Annotated in this window: 16 protein-coding genes; 5 read left to right on the plus strand and 11 right to left on the minus strand. The window is 64.4% G+C overall.

Annotated features, from left to right (window positions below):
• The first annotated feature begins 63 nt into the window (after window positions 1-63).
• A complete protein-coding gene (locus DQG19_RS12560) occupies window positions 64-1,551 on the plus strand; it encodes a Na+/H+ antiporter NhaC family protein (RefSeq protein WP_116126611.1) in 1,488 nt (495 codons plus the stop codon).
• Window positions 1,552-1,706: 155 nt separating this feature from the next.
• On the opposite strand, the gene DQG19_RS12565 is transcribed toward DQG19_RS12560, so the two are convergent.
• The 5 genes from DQG19_RS12565 to DQG19_RS12585 all read right to left on the minus strand — a co-directional run bounded on the left by DQG19_RS12565 (window position 1,707) and on the right by DQG19_RS12585 (window position 6,057).
• Entirely contained in the window at window positions 1,707-3,233 is a 1,527-nt protein-coding gene (locus DQG19_RS12565; protein WP_116126612.1) for a GH3 auxin-responsive promoter family protein, read from the minus strand.
• 68 nt (window positions 3,234-3,301) lie between these two features.
• Complete coding sequence (locus DQG19_RS12570; RefSeq protein WP_116126613.1) at window positions 3,302-3,994, minus strand: outer membrane beta-barrel protein; 693 nt, start codon at window positions 3,992-3,994, stop codon at window positions 3,302-3,304.
• 63 nt (window positions 3,995-4,057) lie between these two features.
• Complete coding sequence (locus DQG19_RS12575; protein WP_116126614.1) at window positions 4,058-4,615, minus strand: RsmD family RNA methyltransferase; 558 nt, start codon at window positions 4,613-4,615, stop codon at window positions 4,058-4,060.
• A gap of 21 nt (window positions 4,616-4,636) precedes the next feature.
• Window positions 4,637-5,485: a DUF3822 family protein gene (locus tag DQG19_RS12580; RefSeq protein WP_157974481.1), complete on the minus strand. Its 849-nt coding sequence runs from the start codon at window positions 5,483-5,485 to the stop codon at window positions 4,637-4,639.
• Complete coding sequence (locus tag DQG19_RS12585; RefSeq protein WP_116126616.1) at window positions 5,476-6,057, minus strand: hypothetical protein; 582 nt, start codon at window positions 6,055-6,057, stop codon at window positions 5,476-5,478. The genes DQG19_RS12580 and DQG19_RS12585 overlap by 10 nt, the downstream gene beginning before the upstream one ends.
• Window positions 6,058-6,207: 150 nt before the next feature.
• Here DQG19_RS12585 and tsaD point away from each other — a divergent pair, with 150 nt between their 5' ends.
• Window positions 6,208-7,200 carry a tRNA (adenosine(37)-N6)-threonylcarbamoyltransferase complex transferase subunit TsaD gene (gene tsaD / locus DQG19_RS12590; protein WP_116126617.1) on the plus strand — a complete coding sequence of 331 codons (993 nt, stop codon included), beginning with the start codon at window positions 6,208-6,210 and terminating at the stop codon, window positions 7,198-7,200.
• Between the two features lie 4 nt (window positions 7,201-7,204).
• On the opposite strand, the gene DQG19_RS12595 is transcribed toward tsaD, so the two are convergent.
• Window positions 7,205-8,347: a glycosyltransferase gene (locus DQG19_RS12595; RefSeq protein ID WP_157974482.1), complete on the minus strand. Its 1,143-nt coding sequence runs from the start codon at window positions 8,345-8,347 to the stop codon at window positions 7,205-7,207.
• A 1-nt stretch (window position 8,348) separates the two neighbouring features.
• Window positions 8,349-8,828: a hypothetical protein gene (locus tag DQG19_RS12600; protein WP_116126619.1), complete on the minus strand. Its 480-nt coding sequence runs from the start codon at window positions 8,826-8,828 to the stop codon at window positions 8,349-8,351.
• Between the two features lie 149 nt (window positions 8,829-8,977).
• On the opposite strand from DQG19_RS12600, the gene DQG19_RS12605 reads away from it, so the two are divergent.
• Both DQG19_RS12605 and lspA read left to right on the plus strand, forming a co-directional pair.
• On the plus strand, window positions 8,978-10,327 hold the full coding sequence (locus tag DQG19_RS12605; RefSeq protein WP_198661737.1) for a TlpA family protein disulfide reductase: 1,350 nt from the start codon (window positions 8,978-8,980) through the stop codon (window positions 10,325-10,327).
• Window positions 10,328-10,360: 33 nt separating this feature from the next.
• The gene (gene lspA / locus DQG19_RS12610) at window positions 10,361-10,879 is read left to right on the plus strand and encodes a signal peptidase II (RefSeq protein WP_116126620.1); all 519 of its coding nucleotides are present in this window, start codon (window positions 10,361-10,363) and stop codon (window positions 10,877-10,879) included.
• Here the strand turns inward: lspA and queG are convergent.
• From queG to DQG19_RS12630, 4 genes are all read right to left on the minus strand, one after another.
• The gene (queG, locus tag DQG19_RS12615) at window positions 10,876-11,823 is read right to left on the minus strand and encodes a tRNA epoxyqueuosine(34) reductase QueG (RefSeq protein ID WP_116126621.1); all 948 of its coding nucleotides are present in this window, start codon (window positions 11,821-11,823) and stop codon (window positions 10,876-10,878) included. The two genes, lspA and queG, sit on opposite strands and share 4 nt — an antisense overlap.
• A 72-nt stretch (window positions 11,824-11,895) precedes the next feature.
• Entirely contained in the window at window positions 11,896-13,128 is a 1,233-nt protein-coding gene (locus DQG19_RS12620; RefSeq protein WP_116126622.1) for an SUMF1/EgtB/PvdO family nonheme iron enzyme, read from the minus strand.
• Window positions 13,129-13,276: 148 nt separating this feature from the next.
• A complete protein-coding gene (locus tag DQG19_RS12625; protein ID WP_116126623.1) occupies window positions 13,277-14,248 on the minus strand; it encodes a type IX secretion system membrane protein PorP/SprF in 972 nt (323 codons plus the stop codon).
• Complete coding sequence (locus DQG19_RS12630; protein ID WP_198661738.1) at window positions 14,245-16,290, minus strand: thioredoxin domain-containing protein; 2,046 nt, start codon at window positions 16,288-16,290, stop codon at window positions 14,245-14,247. The genes DQG19_RS12625 and DQG19_RS12630 overlap by 4 nt, the downstream gene beginning before the upstream one ends.
• Before the next feature lie 112 nt (window positions 16,291-16,402).
• Here DQG19_RS12630 and DQG19_RS12635 point away from each other — a divergent pair, with 112 nt between their 5' ends.
• Window positions 16,403-17,569, plus strand: a complete 1,167-nt coding sequence (locus DQG19_RS12635) for a carboxypeptidase-like regulatory domain-containing protein (RefSeq protein ID WP_157974484.1) — start codon at window positions 16,403-16,405, stop codon at window positions 17,567-17,569.
• The last annotated feature ends 8 nt before the right edge of the window (window positions 17,570-17,577 follow it).

Genomic DNA, 17,577 nt, shown 5'->3' on the forward strand with positions numbered 1-17,577 from the left:
TTTGTCTTGCATTGCACCTGCGGACCCGCCCCCTCCGCCTTCGTCACTTTCAGCGCCTCACCTATGTCCGAACAGCTTGGTTTCCTTACCCTCCTGCCGCCCGTCATCGCCATCATCCTGGCAATTCTGACGCGGCAGGTATTCATCTCGCTGCTCGTGGGCATCTTCCTGGGCTACGTGATCCTGGCCGGTGGCAACCCGTGGATCGGCTTTCTGGATACGCTGCAGGGGCTGGTCGACGTCTTCGCCGATGCCGGCAACACCCGCACCATCATGTTCTGCGCCCTCGTCGGGGCCCTGATCGTGTTCATGCAGCGCAGCGGCGGGGTCAACGGCTTTATCGAGGCGATCGACCGACGCCTGCGCAGCTACGAAAAGCGCAAGGATGGCTCCAGCCGCACGGTGGTGCAGTTGCTGGCCTGGGCCACCGGGTTGCTGGTCTTCGTGGAATCCAGCATCAGCGTACTGACGGTCGGCACCCTCTACCGTCCCATCTTCGACAAACTCGGCCTGAGCCGCGAAAAGCTGGCGTACATCGCCGACTCTTCCTCCGCCCCCAGTTCCATCCTCATCCCCTTCAACGGCTGGGGTGCCTTCATTATGACGCTGCTGGCCGCCGAAGGCTTCGCCAACCCCTTCGGTACCATGCTGCGGGCCCTGGGCTACAATTTTTACGCCTTTGCGGCCCTGTTCCTGGTGCCGGTCGTGGTCCTCACCGGCGTGGAGTGGGGCCCCATGAAGAAGGCCGAGCAACGGGCCCGGGAGGGCAAGCCCCTCAACGACAACGCCCAGCCCGTCGTCGATACCTCCCTTACCGATATCGAGGCCAAAGACGGTATCACGCCGAAGGCCTACAATATGATCGTACCCATCGTGGTGATGGTCATCTGCATGCCCTTCATGCTGGCCTACACGGGCTGGGCCGACGCCCGGGAGATCGTAGGCGAGGGCGCGGGCGCGGGTGCGATGATTTTTCAGGCCATCGGCAGCGGCTCGGGTTCCACCGCGGTGCTGGTGTCGGTCGCCATATCCATTCTCGTGTCCATAGCCAGCTACAAGGTGCAGGGGATCTTTGGCGTACGCGAGTCGGTAGACCTCGTACTCAAGGGTATCGCCGGACTCATTCCCCTGGCCCTGCTGATGCTGCTGGCCTTCGGTATCGGGGCGCTCTGCAAGAAACTCGAAACGGGTATTTACGTCTCCGAACTGGCCCGCGGCTGGCTTTCGCCGGGGCTGGTGCCCTTTCTTGTGTTCGTCGTGACCTGCTTCATCGCCTTCAGTACCGGCACCAGCTGGGGCACCTTCGCCATCATGATCCCCATCGCCGTGCCCATGGCCCAGGAGATGGACGCCAACGTGCTCATGGCCATCGCCGCGGTGCTCGGGGGCGGCGTCTTCGGCGACCACTGCTCCCCCATCTCCGATACTACTATCCTGTCCAGTCTGGCGTCCGCGACCGACCACATCGATCACGTGAAAACGCAGCTGCCGTACGCGGGGCTGGCGGGGGGGATCGCGGCTGGCCTGTACCTGATCCTGGGCTTGTTGTAGGGTTTCACCGCGGATTGCGGCCAGTACAACGCTGCCTCCGGCAGCGACAGTAAGAGGCTGCCTCCGGCAGCGCCGATGGCTACACCAGCTCATCAGTCCTCTCACCCACCAGACCTGGATAAACCAACCCCGCTAAAGCGGAAACGTCATGCCCGTTACCCCAAAAACTCCAGCAACTCCCGCAGCTTGTCTTCCCCCATTACCTTCGGGAACTTGATCTGCCCGCCCTTTTTCTTGGTCTGCTCAAGGAAAGCGTAGAGGCGGTCCGCCGGCTCCACCCGGACGCGCAGGTCCTTGAGGGCTTTCTGCCGGGCTACTTTATAGTTCTTGTTGACCTCCTGCAGGTGGGCATCCAGTACCTTCTTCGCCTCCTCGGAGTCGAGCTCGCCCTCTTCCAGGCCGAGGACCCACTGGTGTACGTACTCACCGTCTTCCTCGCGCTTGATCGCCCCGACGGTAAATTCCTTCACGTTGGCACCGGTTTTCTTGTTGAGGGTGGCGATCGCCTTATTGAGCTTCTCCTCCGACAACTGGCTGCCGACCACGTTGAGGAAGTACTTCGTGCGGCCGGAAATGACCATTTCCATACGCTCGAGGTCAGTGAACTTGATCGTATCGCCGATCATGTACCGCCAGGCGCCCGCGGGAGTGGATACGAGCAGCGCGTAGTCGACTCCTTCTTTCACGTCGCGGAAGTCGAGTACCTCGGGTTTTTCGAGGATCGTGCCGGTCGCGTCAAAGCCCCGTTCGTCGTGGGGAACGAACTCGTAGTAGATGCCGTGGTCCAGGGCCAGCTGCATCGACATGGTGCCGGGCCGGGCGTTGAAGGCAAAGAAGCCCTCGCTGGCCAGGTAGGTATCCATGATGACGATCGGGTGGTCCAGCAGGGCCTCGAAGGTCTGCCGGTAGGGCTCGAAGGCCACCCCTCCGGTCGTAAAAATGGACAGGTTGGGCCAGATCTCGTGGATGTTGTTGAGTTTATTGACCTCGATCACCTTGCGGAGCATCATCACCATCCAGGAGGGGATGCCCGCGAGGGCCCCCACGTCCCACTTCGGGGCCTCCTCGGCGATCCGCTGTACGCGCTCGTCCCATTCGGGGATGCGGGCGATGTCGATGCCGGGCTTATAGACGCCCTCCATGAATTCCGGCAGATTACTCACGTTGATGCCGCTAATCTCCCCCTCCTGGTAGCCGTCGCGCTCCTCCAGGCTGGCGGAGCTGCTGAGCATGAGAATGTCCTTTTCGAAGAGGTCCGCGTCCAGGTCGAAGTTGGCCAGGCACTCGGCCTGGGCGCGGCCGACCCGTTGGGTACACTCGAGCATCTCGTCGGTGACGGGGATGCGCTTGCTCTTCTTTCCGGTGGTACCGCTGCTGAGGGCGAAAAATTTGGGCCGCCCCGGCCAGGTGATGTCGGGATCCTTGCGCTGCTTCTTCCACCACTCGTCGTTCATTTCGTGGTAGTCGAAGATGGGCACCTCCCTGCGGTAGGCTTTGCGGATGTCCTCGGCCCCGAGGATGCGTTCGAAGTTATAGTACTTGCCGAAGGCCGTGTCCTTGGCCTCCTCCAGCAGGTCGCGCAGTTGCCGCTGCTGGGCGGCGGCCGGGTCGGTGGGTTCGTGCGGTAAGAGGTTGTGTTTGGTCTCGATCAGGGCTTTGATCACGTGTCCGTAGAAGGCCATAGAGGGGGGGCTAGCATGTAAGTGATGAGTACTCCCCCAACAAGACTTTGAAAGGTGGCGTTCGAGCCTCAGATAAACAATCTCCGCACGACCACCCGCAGGCCCACCTGGTAATAATTGCGGTTAACGTCCGCAGCTGTGTCCGGCCGGAGGCTCCCGTTGAGGAAGAACTGGAAATTCGGCTGCACCCGCAGCGCCCAGTTGGCCGATAGCTTACGATCGTAGCCGATGCCGGTAACGAAGGACGCCAGGAAGGGGCGATAGTCCGACCGCTCCAGGTCCAGCGCCGAGGACCCGGTCTCGGCACCGCCCGTGAGGCTCGTGCGCTGTCCCCCCGTGCCGAGGTGGTACTGTCCGGCAATTCCCAGCACGAAAAGTACGCGGTCCTTTTCCGTAACGTCCTGATAGAAGTTGACCTCGAAGGGCAGCGAGAGGTAGTGGGCGCTGACCCGGTCGGTGTAGGTGCCGCCGCCGGGGGCCGCCTGTTCCAGGGTTTCGTAGCCCACGTAGGTGTAGCGAAGCCCGGTGGTGAAGCCGATGCGGTCTACCCGCGACTCGTAGACCGCCCCGATGGCGAAGCCGGCCCGCCCCTGCTCGAGGCTGTCCAGCCGTTCCAGCCGGTCGAGGATGACGCTGCGGGCGTTCGAGAGGCGGTGAGACCCATAGTGGGGGGTGAGCTCCAGCCCCAGGCTGCGTTCGAGGGTCTGGGCCGGCAGTACGGCCGGCAGCAGCAGGCCGAGGGCCAGGATGAGTCGTAACATAGTGTCGCTTTCCCCTTAAACCGCCGGGGCGGACCCAAAATTATCCGCGGGGCCCGCTTCCGGTCACTCCTCCTCCCCTTCCGTCTGGAAGAAGCTGAAAATGGTTTTTCCGTAATTCCGCACCTCGGTGCAGCGGGGATCGCCGGTGAAGTCGTGGTGGGGGTTATGCTCCAGTACGAACAGTCCGCCGGGCGCCAGCAGGCCGGCGTTGAAGACTAGGTCGGGCAGCTCGGGGATGTTGGGCAGGGGGTACGGGGGGCCCGCGAAGACGTAGGTCCAGGGCTTGCTCACGGGCCGCTCCAGAAAGCGGAAGACGTCCATCCGGAAGATCTCGATGCAGTCCTCCACGCCCAGGGTAGCCACGGTCTGCCGCACGAAATTGACCGCCGGGGGGTGTTTATCGACGTAGGTGACGTCGCAGCAGCCGCGGCTCATCCACTCGTAGTCGTGGCTGCCGGTGCCGCCGAACAGGTCGAGTACGCGCTGGTCCTCGAAGTAGATGCGGTTGTTGAGGAGGTTGAAGAGTCCCTCCTTGGCGTAGTCGGTCGTGGGCCGCGTGGGCCAATTGTCGGCGGGCGGCGAGAAGCGGCGGCCCTTGAATTTTCCCGAGATGATACGCATGGCGGTGAGTTTGCGCCGGCCCTAGCCGAGGCAGAGCAGGTCGAAGTAGAGATGCCCCGGCAGGCCCGCGAGTTCGGGCGGGGCGGCCGGCGGGGTCGGATAGTCGCTGAAGCGAAGGTCCTCTACGTAGCGGTAGAACTGCTGGTAAAGTTCGCCGCTGGCCGTCACGTCGCCACTGAGGTAGAGGGGTACGCGGTCGGGGGCGAAGCCGCACTGCTCGAAGGCGAGCAGGAGGTAGTATACGCCGTCCTGGGAACTGCCGAAATGAAAGGTGTTGAAGTACGCCAGCGCGCCCTTGCGGTGTCCCGCCACGAACAGGCGGTTCTCCCGCACCGAGCAGGAAACCGAGGCGTGGCCGAGCCGCCGCGAACGGAGGGACCAGGCGGTTAGCAGTCCGCCGGCCACGTGCTGGGTGCGCAGCGCGCCGAGCTGTTCCTCGGCCGTCCGGAGGTGGTCGCGGCGGGCGGAGAAGATCAGTTCGGCACCAAGCTCGTGGTAGTGCTCGTGGCGTACCTCGTCTTCCAGTCCCACCACCGTCAGCGATTCGAGGTAGGCGAACGGGTTGCCCGACCGGTACAGGGCCGCCGGCACCAGCGTAAGGACGGGCGTATCCCAGGCCAGGACCGCCTTGCCGTACCGGAGCCCCGACAGCCGTTCGTCGTTGGCTACCACCGCGGCGAGGGCCGCGGGCCAGTCGGCGCGTTCCTCCCGCCCGAAGGAGTAGGAGCGGTAGGCCAGCAGGCGGTTGGCCGTGCGGTCGCGGATGATATACGCAAAACTGTCCACCCCCGTGAGGATGGACAGTTCGTAATCCTCCGTCCGGTCCGGCCGGAAGGCCGCGGAGGCTATATCGTAATTGCTTACTCCCAATTCCCCGCCAAGCTGGGCTTGCTGAGGTCGCCGAATTTGATGGGCTTGTTGGGGTCGTACCGCTGGTCGTAACGCTTGAACCGCTCGTCGGCAAAGCGCCCCATGAACTCCTTGTAGGGGACACCTACCTGAACGACGGGCACCTTGGTCGACTGGTAGTCGATGGTATCGGCGGCGATGTCAAAGGTCACGTTATCGGTGTAGGGAACGTACTCGAGGCGGTCGAGATCGATGCCCAGGGCATTGATGCTGTCGATGGCCGGCGAGTAGATGGTATCGTAGGCGGTGGCGGGGTCGAAGTCGGGGTCGTCGGGGTCTCCGATGATCCGTACTTCCATGAAGTCCTCCTGGCGGAGTACCTGTTTCAGCGTGTCGAAGCTCGGGGCGAACATGCCGGTGATGTCCCGGTACATTTCCTGCGTAGTACGGATAATCTTCAGTTGCTCCTCGACCGCGTCTTGCCGCACTACGCGCTCGTCCGCAAACGTGATGGGTTCTTCGATACTGCGGTACAGCAGCCATCCGAGAAAGAAGGCGAGGACCAGGAAGGCCAGACTAAATAATTTACGCATCGTGAGCTGTTAGTTTGTGCAAGTATAAAACATTTCCCCTAGAGCCGCGAAAACGACCGGGGATAAATATACGTCCGCAAGATGTGGTTTCCCCGCACGTTGGCGTTTGCCCAGCCGAAAATCTGGTCCCCGGCCCTACCTTCGCGGGCCATGCCTACCCTCTTAGCCATCGAATCGAGCTGCGACGACACGTCGGCCGCCATCGTGCGCGACGGCCGCGTACTCAGCAACGTGACCGCCAGTCAGCAGGTACACGTAGAGTACGGGGGCGTGGTGCCCGAATACGCCAGCCGCGCCCACCAGCGCAACATTGTGCCCACCGTGGAGGTCGCCCTGCGGCGGGCGGGGGTCAGCGCGGAGGACGTGGATGCCGTGGCCTTCACGCGGGGGCCGGGCCTCATCGGTTCCCTCATGGTGGGCGTCAGTTTCGCCAAGGCCTTCGCCCTGGCCCGCGACCTGCCCCTCATCGAGGTCGACCACATGCAGGCGCACGTGCTGGCCCACTTCGCCGAGGATCCAAAGCCGGAGTTTCCCTTCCTCTGCCTTACCGTCAGCGGGGGCCACACCCAGCTGGTGGTGGTGCGTTCGCCGCTGGAGCAGGAGATCATCGGCCGGACCATCGACGACGCCGCCGGAGAAGCCTTCGACAAGTCGGGCAAGCTCCTCGGCCTGTCCTACCCCGCCGGCCCGGAGATCGACCGCCGCGCGGCACTGGGCACCCCGGTGCTCGACTTCGCCCAGCCGGACCCGGGAGGGCTCGACTTCAGCTTCAGCGGCCTGAAGACCAGTATCTTGTACACGCTGCAGCGGCGCGCCCGGGAGGAGGAAGGGTACGTCAAAGATCACCTCGACGACATCTGCGCGTCGATTCAGGATGCTATCGTATCTACCCTGCTGCGCAAACTCGTCGCCGCCAGTGAGCAGACGGGCCTCAGCCGCGTCGCGCTCGCGGGCGGCGTATCCGCCAACCGCGAGCTTCGCCAGCGCCTGGAGCAGTTGGGCCGGGAACGGGGGTGGCAAACCTTCGTCCCCCGCCTCGAATACTGCACGGACAACGCGGCCATGATCGGGGTCACGGCCGCCTTTAAATTTGAGCGCGGACTGTTCGTCGGGCAGGACGTGGCCCCGGCGGCCAGGCTCTGATCCGTTACCGGCCCGGCCGGCCCTTCCAGGAGGCCCGCGCGCCGAAGAGCGCCGCGGTACCCACCGCTACCAGGTATACGGGATAGAAAGCCTGAGCGGCGGGGTACCAGGTCATGAGCTTACCGTGGCCGTAGTGCCTGCACACATCCCCCAGCAGGTAATAATCGATGGCCCACTTCAGTGCCCAGCCGCCCAGGCCCGCCAGCAGGATGCGGTAATCGAGGATACCCAGGGGGAAAGAGAAGAGAATGACCAGGGAGGTAAGAAAGCTGAGTGTCTGCGCCCAGTTCAGCGAGTGACTGCCGTACTGTCCGGCCTTACTCGCCCAGCGCAGTCGCTGCCGCCAGAGGGCCCGCCACCCGGTTACGGGTCGGGTACGCACCAGGGCGGGCGGGCGACAGGCGACGCCCACCGCGCGCACTCCGAAGCGGATGAACTTATGGAGCAGCAACACGTCGTCGCCCGACGGTAGGTGATTGACGCCCGCATAGCCGCCCACCGCATGAAAGGACGTCCGGCGAAACGCAAAGTTGGCCCCGTTGGCCAGCCCGGGCTTTCCGGCGGCGACGCAGGAGGCGGTGAACAACTGGTAGGCGGCCAGGTCCAACGCCTGGAAGCCATCCCAGAAATCTTCCACCGGGTCCACGAAGACGGGTCCCAGTACCACGTCCTGTCCGGCCACGAAGTGAGCCGCCAGTTGGCGCAGCCAGTTGGGCGGGACCCGGCAGTCCGCGTCGGTGGTCACGATGACGTCGGCCTGGGTGTGGGAGATGCCCAGTTGGAGGGCGGCCTTTTTGTAGGCACCCCGGGTCAGAAAATCGGGGTGGTCGCTGAGCCGGAGCAGGCGAACGCGCTCGTCGTCCAGCACCGCACCCGCGACCCCGCCGTCCTCCGAGTGGTCGTCGACGAGGATGACCTCGTAGCGGTCGGGGTGGTAGGTCTGGGCCAGCAGGCCCTCGAGCAGGACCGGCAGATTGTGCGCTTCGTTGCGGAACGGCACGACGACGGCCAGCCGCAGTGAATCGTCGACGGGAACCGGCGGCACGCTTTGCGCCACGGCGCGGCGCCAGCGCCGGTAGTTGCGGTACTGCCAGAGCGTATAGACCAGGGCCACGTAGAGCGGGCCGGCCGCGAGCCAACCCGGCATGCTATTTGAAGTATTCGTCGTAGCCTGGCTCGTCGCGCCGGCGAGCGACGGGGGGCGGGGGCAGTTCCTCGAAGGTGGTATCGATGTCGACAGGCTCATCGCTGACCTCCTCGTAGTCGGTCCACTTCCCGTTGCGGCGAATATCGGCCTCCTGCCGTGCCTCCTTCACTTTCTTCCTGAAGAGGGCCATGCCGAGGAAGTACAGGAAAACAAAAGGATACAGCACGACGGTGGCCCCCGCGGCGAGCAGGCCGAAGATGGGCTTGCGCTGGAAGAGGTTCTTGATGCCGGTGAGGTAGTTCAGCACGACCTTATAGTCGATGATCAGCGCGGCTACCAGCAGGATGGGTGAGAAGCGGTAGAGCAGCGCGATCAGCCAGCCCACGATCGTGAACAGCACGTACAGTACCATGATCGTAACCAGGATACCTATGATGGTACCGACCGGAGAGCGGTCGAAGGGGGAGCGAAAAGTTGCCATGTCAGGTAAACGGCTGGGAAGGCGTGGGGGTTGGGAAAGGATAGACCCGCCGGCCCTTTTTCGGCGGACGGCGGGCGTTCACCGAGGAACGGGACCGTGGCGTCGTCCACGGGACGGCGGGGGTGGCCGCAAAATCGTAAATTTGTGCCATGCGCCCCACTGCCCTGCTCTTCTTTCTGCTGCTTGCCGCCCTGCTCCCGGCCCAACGCGACGCCACCCTAACGGTCAAGGCGCAAGGTTGCCCTACCCCGCCCCGCGTGTTCACCTTCACGGGTGCCGGCTTCGCGGTGGTGGACACCCTGGCGCAGACCGCACCGGGAGAGTACCGCGCTACCCTCAGCCTGGAGGAACCGGTCTTTCGCTATGTGGGAGGCTCCCCGGGGGATGCCCTGCCGGTGATCCTCGGGGGCGGAGAGGCAGTTACCGTGTCGGCCACCTGTGGACGCTTCCGCCAGGGTACCGTGACGGATAGCCCCATCAACACGGCCTACGCCGCGCTCAAGCGGGATTTCGACACCTTCAACGAGCGATTCCAAATGCTGCAGCAGGATATCGAGGTGATCCGCGACGCCCGCGTCAATGCCGAGGGCCGGGAAATGATGCGGGAGCTCGACGCGAAAAAAAGCGCCCTGATCGACCGCCTGCAGGGGGTATACCCGCTGCTGGGGCGGATCGCCGCCCTCAATACCTACGTCAGCTGGTACTCCGCGGACACCACCGCCTACCAGGGACCGCTGGATCATTACATAACCACCTTTTTCGACCGGGTAGACTTCACCGACCCCGGCTACAACGACCTGTCGTGGACCTACGAAAGCGCCCGCAACTATACGCAGACGCTGGCCGCCGCCATCCCCGACGCCCGGCTGGGCGACGTCCTGCTCGCCGAGACCTCCCGCTGGCCGGCCGGTAGCCGGGCCCGGTTCCTGGCCCGCAGCGGAGCCCTGGCGAGCCTCCTCTCCATAAAGCACCCCGCCGCCAGTGCCCTGGCCAACGCTACGATTGAGGAATTCGCACCCCTTTTTCCGGAGCCCGTCGCGGCCCTGGAACGGCAGACGGCGGCCCTGCGCAGCTTCCTGGTGGGGTCCGAGGCGCCCCTCTTCTCGGGAGCCACGCCCGCGGGTGACACCCTCAGCCTGGAGAGCCTGCGCGGGCAGTACGTGCTGCTCGACTTCTGGGCCAGCTGGTGCGGACCCTGCCGCCGGGAGAACCCCAACGTGGTGCGGGTGTATGAGAAGTACCGCGACGCCGGCTTCGAGATCCTGGGCATCAGCCTCGACGACCGCCGCGAGCGGTGGCTGCAGGCCATTGAGGCCGATGCGCTGACCTGGCGCCACGTCTCCGACCTGAAGGGGTGGCGCAGCGAGCACGCCCAGCTGTACGGCGTGACGAGTATTCCGCAGACAGTGCTGCTCGACCCCGACGGTAATATCGTTGCCCGTAACCTGCGCGGCGCCGATCTCGAACGTAAACTGCGCGAGCTGCTCGGCGCCAAATAAGCCACTCTCCCCCAAGCCCCTACCTTTACCCCAATGAAAACCTTTAAATCACGGCTCATCGTGGTACTCGTCGCGGTCGTAGTGACCGTCGGCCTCGACCAGTGGACCAAGTACCTCGCCACCGTCCACCTACAGGGGGAGCCCGACCAGTTCTACTTCGGCGACGTGCTGCGGCTGACCCACGTACACAATACCGGGGCTTTCCTGAGCCTGGGTGCGGGCCTCAATGACTTCTGGCGGCCGGTGCTGCTGAACCTGTTCCCCGCCCTGCTGCTAATCGCCCTGCTCTACTACATTTTCAAGGAGAAGTACCTCAACCGCTGGCAGGTAGTGGCCCTGGCCCTCATCGTGGGCGGCGGCCTCAGCAATATCGTCGACCGGCTGCTTTACGGGCACGTGGTCGACATGCTGCACCTCAAGGCCTTCGGTCTCCAGACGGGTATCTTCAACGTCGCCGACATGGCCATCATGGCTGGCATGTTCATCATGCTACCCTTCGCCCTCCGCCCCGCCCGCAAGGAGGAGGAGCACAGCGGCGAGACGGTAGGCTAGTCCGTCCCATCCCTACCCCGCTCCAGGAATTCCACGTTACGCCGCAGGCCGGCGTACTTCGCGCGCTTGACGGCCGACTTCTGAAAGACTTTCCGAAAGACCTCCTCGGTCATTTCCCGCCACTCCCGCGCGCCCATCCCCGGCAGGTCGGCGTGGGGCGCAAAGGCGGGCTCGCTGTGGGGGGTGCTGAAGCGGTTCCACGGGCACACCTCCTGGCAGATGTCGCAGCCGAAGGCCCACCCCTCCATGCGACCGGCGAACTCCGCGGGGATCGCCTCCCGCAGTTCGATGGTAAGGTAACTGATACAGCGGCTGCCGTCGACCACGTATCCGGCTGGGCTGATGGCTTCGGTCGGACAGGCGTCGATGCAGCGGGTGCAGGTTCCGCAGTGGTCACGGATGGCGGTGTCCACGGCCGGGGCCAGGTCGGAGATGATCTCGGTGAGGAAGAAGTAGCTCCCTGCGCGGGGGTTCAGCAAGAGAGTGTTCTTTCCCACCCAGCCGGTACCGGCCCGCGCCGCCCAGTCGCGCTCGAGCACGGGGGCGCTATCCACGAACACCCGCCCGTCGATCGGGGCCCCGAGGGTTTCCTCCAGCCGGCCGACGAGGTCGCGGAGCTTGGCGCGCACGACGCGGTGGTAGTCCTCTCCGTAGGCGTAGCGGGCTAGCTTCGGGGCCTCCTGGCTGGGCGTCTCGTCGGCGGGGAAGTAATTGTACAGGAGCGACACGACGGAGCGGGCGCCGGGCACCAGTTTGGTCGGGTCGACGCGCTTGTCGAAGTGGTTCTCCATCCAGTGCATGGTGCCGTGGTAGCCGGCGTTGAGCCACTCTTCCAGGCGACGCTCCTCGGGTTCCATCCGTTCGGCGCGGGCGATGCCCACGTAGCCGAAGCCCAGGTCGTAGGCGGACTGCTTGATGAGGGTGGCGAGCTGGGTCGGGTCCATAGGGCTGACATGCGAACGGCCGCTCCGAGAGTCTCGGAGCGGCCGTTCTAAGGTATGCGCTGAAGAAAAAGTCTAGAAGTCGTTAATCGAGCGGCCGGTGAACGACATGACGTTGCGGAAGCCGATGTAGGACTTGGTCGTGTCCTGGTACTCGTAGGTGCGGGTACCGTTCTGGAGGTAGAAGCTGATGTCTTTCCAGCTGCCCCCGCGGATCACCTTACGCTTGTAGGAGATGGGATCATCGTCCTTGGCGTTGTAGCGGATATCGGGGTTGAAGTCGTGTACGAAGCTGGTGGCGTTCTCCTGGAAGGCGGTAATGGTCCACTCGGCTACGTTGCCGGCCATGTTGTAGAGGCCGTAGTCGTTGGGGTAGTACGCGTCGACGGGAACGGTGTAGGAACCGCCGTCGTCGGCGTAATTGCCGCGGCCGGGCTTGAAGTTGGCCAGCAGGCAGCCCTTGCTGTTGCGGGCGTAGGGGCCACCCCAGGGGAAGGGGGCATGCTCCTTGCCGCCGCGGGCCGCGTACTCGAATTCGTACTCGGTGGGGAGGCGGAAGTCTTCAATGAGGGCATCCTCGTTGTACATGTTCCACAGGGTGGTGCGCCAGTGGCTGAAGGCGCGGGCCATGTGCCAGTCGATACCTACCACGGGGTAGTTGTCGTAGGCGGGGTGGCTGAAGTAAACGCGGGCCATCGGCTCGTTGTAGGCGTAGGCGAAGTCACGTACCCACACCAGGGTGTCGGGGTAGATGTTGACCGTCTTCTCGGAGATGTAGTCGGTGATACCCTGTCCGTCAAGGCCGCGGGGGCGGGCCAGCGAGGCTTCCGTCCAGTCTACTTCGCTGTAGGTGTAGTCGTAGAGGTTGGTATTTACCTGCTTGCGGCCGGCGTAGGCTTCTTCCAGGTAGAGCTCGCTGAGGGTTTCGTCGGAGTAGTCGATAGGAAGCTCCCAGTCAATGTTACCGTTCTCATCGACGTCGCCGAGAATAACGTGAGCGATGGAGTCGCGCACCCAGTCGATGAACTGCCGGTACTCGTTATTGGAGATTTCGGTATCGTCCATGTAGAAACCGTTGATGGTAACGGCCTTCGGGCGCTGGATGAACGTACCGGTGATATCCTGGTCGCTGTTGCCTACGTGTACGAAACCCGAGGGGACGTACACCATGCCGTACGGTTGGATACCTTTCCAGGTAGGGCGATTGAGGGATCCGACGAGCTCGCCGGTTTCCCGACTGCCGCCGCAGCTGGAGAGGGTGACGGCCAGGATCGTCAGGGCCAGAAGAGTTTGTAAGTGCTTTTTCATGCGCAAAACCGGAATTTTCCTCTGGTTTGAGGGGGAGGGTATTTGTGGGGGAAACGTAGGGTAAACCATGGTTAGTATCGAAACGGCAGCCTCGGAAGCTTATTTAACAAACGTACGAACTCTAATTTCGTCAAGCCGACAAAGACAATCATTGTTTGGTCCGCGGATTGAAAATGATCGGGGGCGGTACGCCGGCCCCGATACGCTGTTGCAGGTTGTACTTCAGGGTGATCTCGTGACTTCCGTTCTGTACGGTCTGCAGGTCGGAAAGCGTAAGATCGAAGGCGTAGGCCAGGGTAATCTTGTCACTCAGGTTCACGCCCGCCATAAGTACAATGGCGTCCGTGGTTTGATTATTGTAGCCGCGGTATGCCGCTCCGGCGAAAACGTTCTCGTCGTAACGGGCGATCGCGCCGGCGCTCAGCTGGTGCTGTACGCCGTTGCTAACGGCAAACAACATCGGCATCACTTCCCAGGAACGTAATACGTCCAGACGTGTGCGGACGAATGCATGATACTGTCGGCCAAGGACATAGTCAAGTCCGGGAAAGGACAAAACGCTCTCCGTCAGGTTGCGGACGGACACGCCGCCCTCCAGGCGCTCGGCCTGGTAGTACAGTCCGGCGGCCAGGGTAAAGGTCCCGGCGCTCTCGTTGCCGGACGGGAGCAAGCCATCGTTGTGGATGACGATGTTGGGCTCGGAGTAGTCACCCTCCGGCGTACGCAGGGCGGCCCCGTCGAGGCCCATCTGGAAGTAGCGGCCGGACAGTCCGACCGACCAGACCGCGGTAGGGGTCACCAACTGGTAGTTCCAGGTGGCGCCGAAGCGGTTGAGGCTGCGCGCGCCGAGCTGATCGCGTTCGGCTTCCACGCCAAAGCCACTGCTCAGGAAGTACACCGGCAGGTGGGCGCTGATCCGCTGCCCGCTGGGCTGGCCGTCGAGGCCCGTCCACTGGGTGCGGTAGGTACCCGTTACGCTCAGGCTGTTGTCGAGGCCGGCGTAGGCGGGGTTGAACTGTACGGGGTCGAGCCAGTACAGGCTGTACTGGGCCAGTTGCTGTGCACCCGCGGACCCGCCCAGCAGCAGAAAGACGACGAGTAACGGCAGGTTGCGGGTCATGGTTGGTTCAATTGATGGCGCGCCTCTTCGGCAGTAGTAACCGGCAGATGGCAGGTCCGGTTCTTACAGACAAAGTAGCGAAGTTCCGAAAGGTAACGGTTGCGTAACAAGGGAAGATCGCCGCGGTCGACTTCCGAGGCCACGATCAACAGGCCGGGTCGGTAGTGCGACAAGAATTCGCGGGCCGCGGCCTTCGCCCCCGGTCCGGTGACGACCAGGTCCCGCTCCGGGGCTCCCAGCAGCAGGGCGGTCAGGCCCCAGCCGGCGAAGCTGCCCGGGTACCGCTGCAGGGCCCCGCGCATGGCTTCCACCATCCGTTCGGCCCGCCCGGTGTAGGCGGCTTCCCCCGTCAGGCGGCCGAGGCGGTACAGGTTGTGGGCCATCTGGGAGTTGCCGCTCGGCAGGGCGTTGTCGTAGAAATCGCGGGTAGCCACCGGCAGTTCGCTGCCGTCGGGCGGGCGCAGGTAGAACATGGTAGCCTGGGCGTCGCTGAAGGTTTCCAGCACGTGGTCGACGAGGGCGCGGGCATCGGTGAGGGCGTAGTCGGGGTCGAAGGTCGCCTCGCCCAGGTCGAGAGCTGCGGCGGCCAGGGCGGCGTAGTCGTCGAGGAACGCGGGGGCGCCGAGGGTACCGCGCGTCCGGTTGCGGTACCAGCGGCCGTCCTGGTGCAGTTGCCGCTGCAGGTCCGCGTAGAGCTTGGTGGCCAGGCGGAGGTAGCGCTCCTCGCCGGTACCGCGGTAGCACCAGCACCAGCCGGAAACGAGCAGGGCGTTCCACTGCAGCAATAATTTGTCGTCGGCCCCCGGCGGGATCCGCTGCCGCCGCGCATCGGCGAGGATGCGGCGGGCATCAGCCAGCTTGGCGACAGCCACGTCGGGCGACAGGCCGGTGACGGCGGGCAGGGGGCCCGGCCGGTAGGGGATGTTGGTGTGTTCCTCCTCCCAGTTGCCCTCGCGGGTGATGCCGTAGAAGTCGGCTACGAGCTCCACGGTTTCCGGGGGCAGCAGGGCTTCGAGCTCCGCGTACTGCCATACGTAGTACTTGCCCTCTACTCCCTCGCTGTCGGCGTCGAGGGCCGCGCGGTAGCCGCCGTCGGGCAGGGCCATCTCGGCGGCGAGCCAGTCGGTGGTTTCCGCGATGGCCTGGGCGTAGCGGGGGTCGGGGTGCACGAGCTGCAGCTTGCCCAGCAGCCGCAGCAGCAGGGCGTTGTCGTAGAGCATCTTCTCGAAGTGGGGTACCCGCCAGTGGGCGTCGACCGTATACCGGCTGAAGCCGCCGGCCAGCTGGTCGTAGATACCGCCGGCGAGCATGGCGCGCATGCCGTGGCCGGCGAAGTAGATGTCCTGGTTATTGCCGGTCAGGACCCCCGCCGCCAGCAGCAGCTCCAGGGCCTGGCTCATGGGAAATTTGGGTGCCCCGCCGAAGCCGCCGCGGGCGCCGTCGTACGACTTGCGGAGGTTCTCGAGCATGGGGTCGGGCCCTTCGGCGGCGGTTGTCATGCCGAGCAGGCGGTCGCCGCCGCTGCTGAGGGTATCGACCAGCCGCGCGGCCTGCTCCTCGAGGCTGTCGCGGTCGTCGCGGTACAGGCCGGCAAGGTGCAGCAGAAGCTCGGTCCAGGAGGGGCGGTTGTACTTCCGCTCCGGCGGGTAGTAGGTACCCGCGTAGAAGGGGCGGGTGTCGGGCAACAGAAAGGCATTGAGGGGCCAGCCGCCGCCGCCGGTGATGGCCTGGCAGGCGTCCATATACACCTGGTCGACGTCGGGGCGCTCCTCCCGGTCCACCTTGATGCACACGAAGTGCTCGTTCATGATGCGCGCGGTAGCCTCCACCTCGAAGCTCTCGCGCTCCATCACGTGGCACCAGTGGCAGGTGGAGTAGCCGATACTGACCAGGATGGGCTTGTCTTCCCGGCGGGCACGCTCGAGGGCTTCGTCGCCCCAGGCGTACCAGTCGACCGGATTGTGGGCGTGCTGGAGGAGGTAGGGGGAGGTCTCGTTAGCTAGGTGATTGATGGCTGGGGGAATTTTGGGACGTAGGTTCAACGTAATAAGGCCCCGGTCGCCCTGGTGTTTACCGCGGGGACGGGAATGCGCGACCGCGGGTGCGGCGGTCTCCCAGACCGGCATATCTTCCGGCTCGCCCACCCCCGACCAGATGACCCGCCCGTTCTCCTTGTTCCCTACCCTGTTGCTGTGGCTTGCGCTCCTCTTTTCGTCACTGCTCCACGGTCAGCCGGCCGTGAGCGGCACGGTTCGCGACAGCCTGACCGGTGAGCCGGTCTCCTTCGCCACCGTCTACTTCGACGGCACCACCGTAGGCACCACCACCGACGACGCGGGCGCGTACCGACTGCCGCTGTCCGACATGAAGCTGCCGGCCGTGGTCGTCGCTACCCACCTCAACTACCGGTCCGCCAACCGCCTCGTGGAGCGCGGCGGGGAGCAAGATCCTTTGGTGTTGGCCCCCTCCGCCTACGAGATCGCGGCGGTGGAGGTCGGCGACCGCAACAACCGGGAGCGCAACCTGCGGGAATTTCGGGAGGCCTTTCTCGGTACCGACCCCGGCGGGCGGCGGGCCACCCTGACGAACCAGGAACGGCTGCGCTTCGACCGCACTTACCGCACCGATACCCTCCGCCACGCCGACGTACTGGTCGAGCGCCACGGCCTGCCCGACGACCTGCGCAACGTGCAGTGGTCCATCGACGGCAAGTCACTCACCTTCGAGCAAGCCAGTGATTTGCGGGTCAGCAGCGCGGGCGTACTGCGGGTGGACGTCCCCGACCTGGGCTACCGGGTCTCCGTCGACCTGATCCAGTTCTCGATCGACTACCGGGCGGGGTCCACCTTCGGCCTCGGCACCTACTACTTCGAGCCCTACGAGGGCAACGGCAAGGCGCGGGGCCGCCACGTCCGCAACCGGCGGGAAACCTACTACCTGTCCTCCCAACACTTCCTGCGGGCGCTGTACGCCGACAACCTCGCCGCCGAGGGCTTCGCGGTCTACGAGATGGTGGACGACGAGGCCCGGCCCATCGACCTCACCGCTTTCCTCCGCCGCGTATCGGATACCGAAATGGCCATCGAGGGCCTAAACGGACGGCGGATCGCGGTACTGTACTACCACGACCGCCGGGGCCGCCCCCTGCCGCCCGACCGCCGGAAACGGGCGGCCTACACCACCTCTTACCTGACCGTGCTGGGCCCCTCGGCCACTTTCCGAGCGGACGGGACACTCGGGAACAGCCCCATCAGTTTCGGCGGGACCATGGGTGCCTTCCAGGTGACGCGGATGCTGCCGAGCGACTACCGGCCGGAGTGATGGTCAGG

The sequence above is a fragment of the Lewinella sp. IMCC34183 genome (assembly GCF_003390915.1).
Lineage (GTDB): Bacteria > Bacteroidota > Bacteroidia > Chitinophagales > Saprospiraceae > Neolewinella.

Bases quoted from the DNA above. Each gene is read 5' to 3' on its own strand.
- DQG19_RS12560 (WP_116126611.1), top strand. From the start codon at position 64: ATGTCCGAACAGCTTGGTTTCCTTACCCTCCTGCCGCCCGTCATCGCC.
- DQG19_RS12565 (WP_116126612.1), bottom strand. From the start codon at position 3,233: ATGGCCTTCTACGGACACGTGATCAAAGCCCTGATCGAGACCAAACAC.
- DQG19_RS12570 (WP_116126613.1), bottom strand. From the start codon at position 3,994: ATGTTACGACTCATCCTGGCCCTCGGCCTGCTGCTGCCGGCCGTACTG.
- DQG19_RS12575 (WP_116126614.1), bottom strand. From the start codon at position 4,615: ATGCGTATCATCTCGGGAAAATTCAAGGGCCGCCGCTTCTCGCCGCCC.
- DQG19_RS12585 (WP_116126616.1), bottom strand. From the start codon at position 6,057: ATGCGTAAATTATTTAGTCTGGCCTTCCTGGTCCTCGCCTTCTTTCTC.
- tsaD (WP_116126617.1), top strand. From the start codon at position 6,208: ATGCCTACCCTCTTAGCCATCGAATCGAGCTGCGACGACACGTCGGCC.
- DQG19_RS12595 (WP_157974482.1), bottom strand. From the start codon at position 8,347: ATGCCGGGTTGGCTCGCGGCCGGCCCGCTCTACGTGGCCCTGGTCTAT.
- DQG19_RS12600 (WP_116126619.1), bottom strand. From the start codon at position 8,828: ATGGCAACTTTTCGCTCCCCCTTCGACCGCTCTCCGGTCGGTACCATC.
- DQG19_RS12605 (WP_198661737.1), top strand. From the start codon at position 8,978: ATGCGCCCCACTGCCCTGCTCTTCTTTCTGCTGCTTGCCGCCCTGCTC.
- lspA (WP_116126620.1), top strand. From the start codon at position 10,361: ATGAAAACCTTTAAATCACGGCTCATCGTGGTACTCGTCGCGGTCGTA.
- queG (WP_116126621.1), bottom strand. From the start codon at position 11,823: ATGGACCCGACCCAGCTCGCCACCCTCATCAAGCAGTCCGCCTACGAC.
- DQG19_RS12620 (WP_116126622.1), bottom strand. From the start codon at position 13,128: ATGAAAAAGCACTTACAAACTCTTCTGGCCCTGACGATCCTGGCCGTC.
- DQG19_RS12625 (WP_116126623.1), bottom strand. From the start codon at position 14,248: ATGACCCGCAACCTGCCGTTACTCGTCGTCTTTCTGCTGCTGGGCGGG.
- DQG19_RS12635 (WP_157974484.1), top strand. From the start codon at position 16,403: ATGACCCGCCCGTTCTCCTTGTTCCCTACCCTGTTGCTGTGGCTTGCG.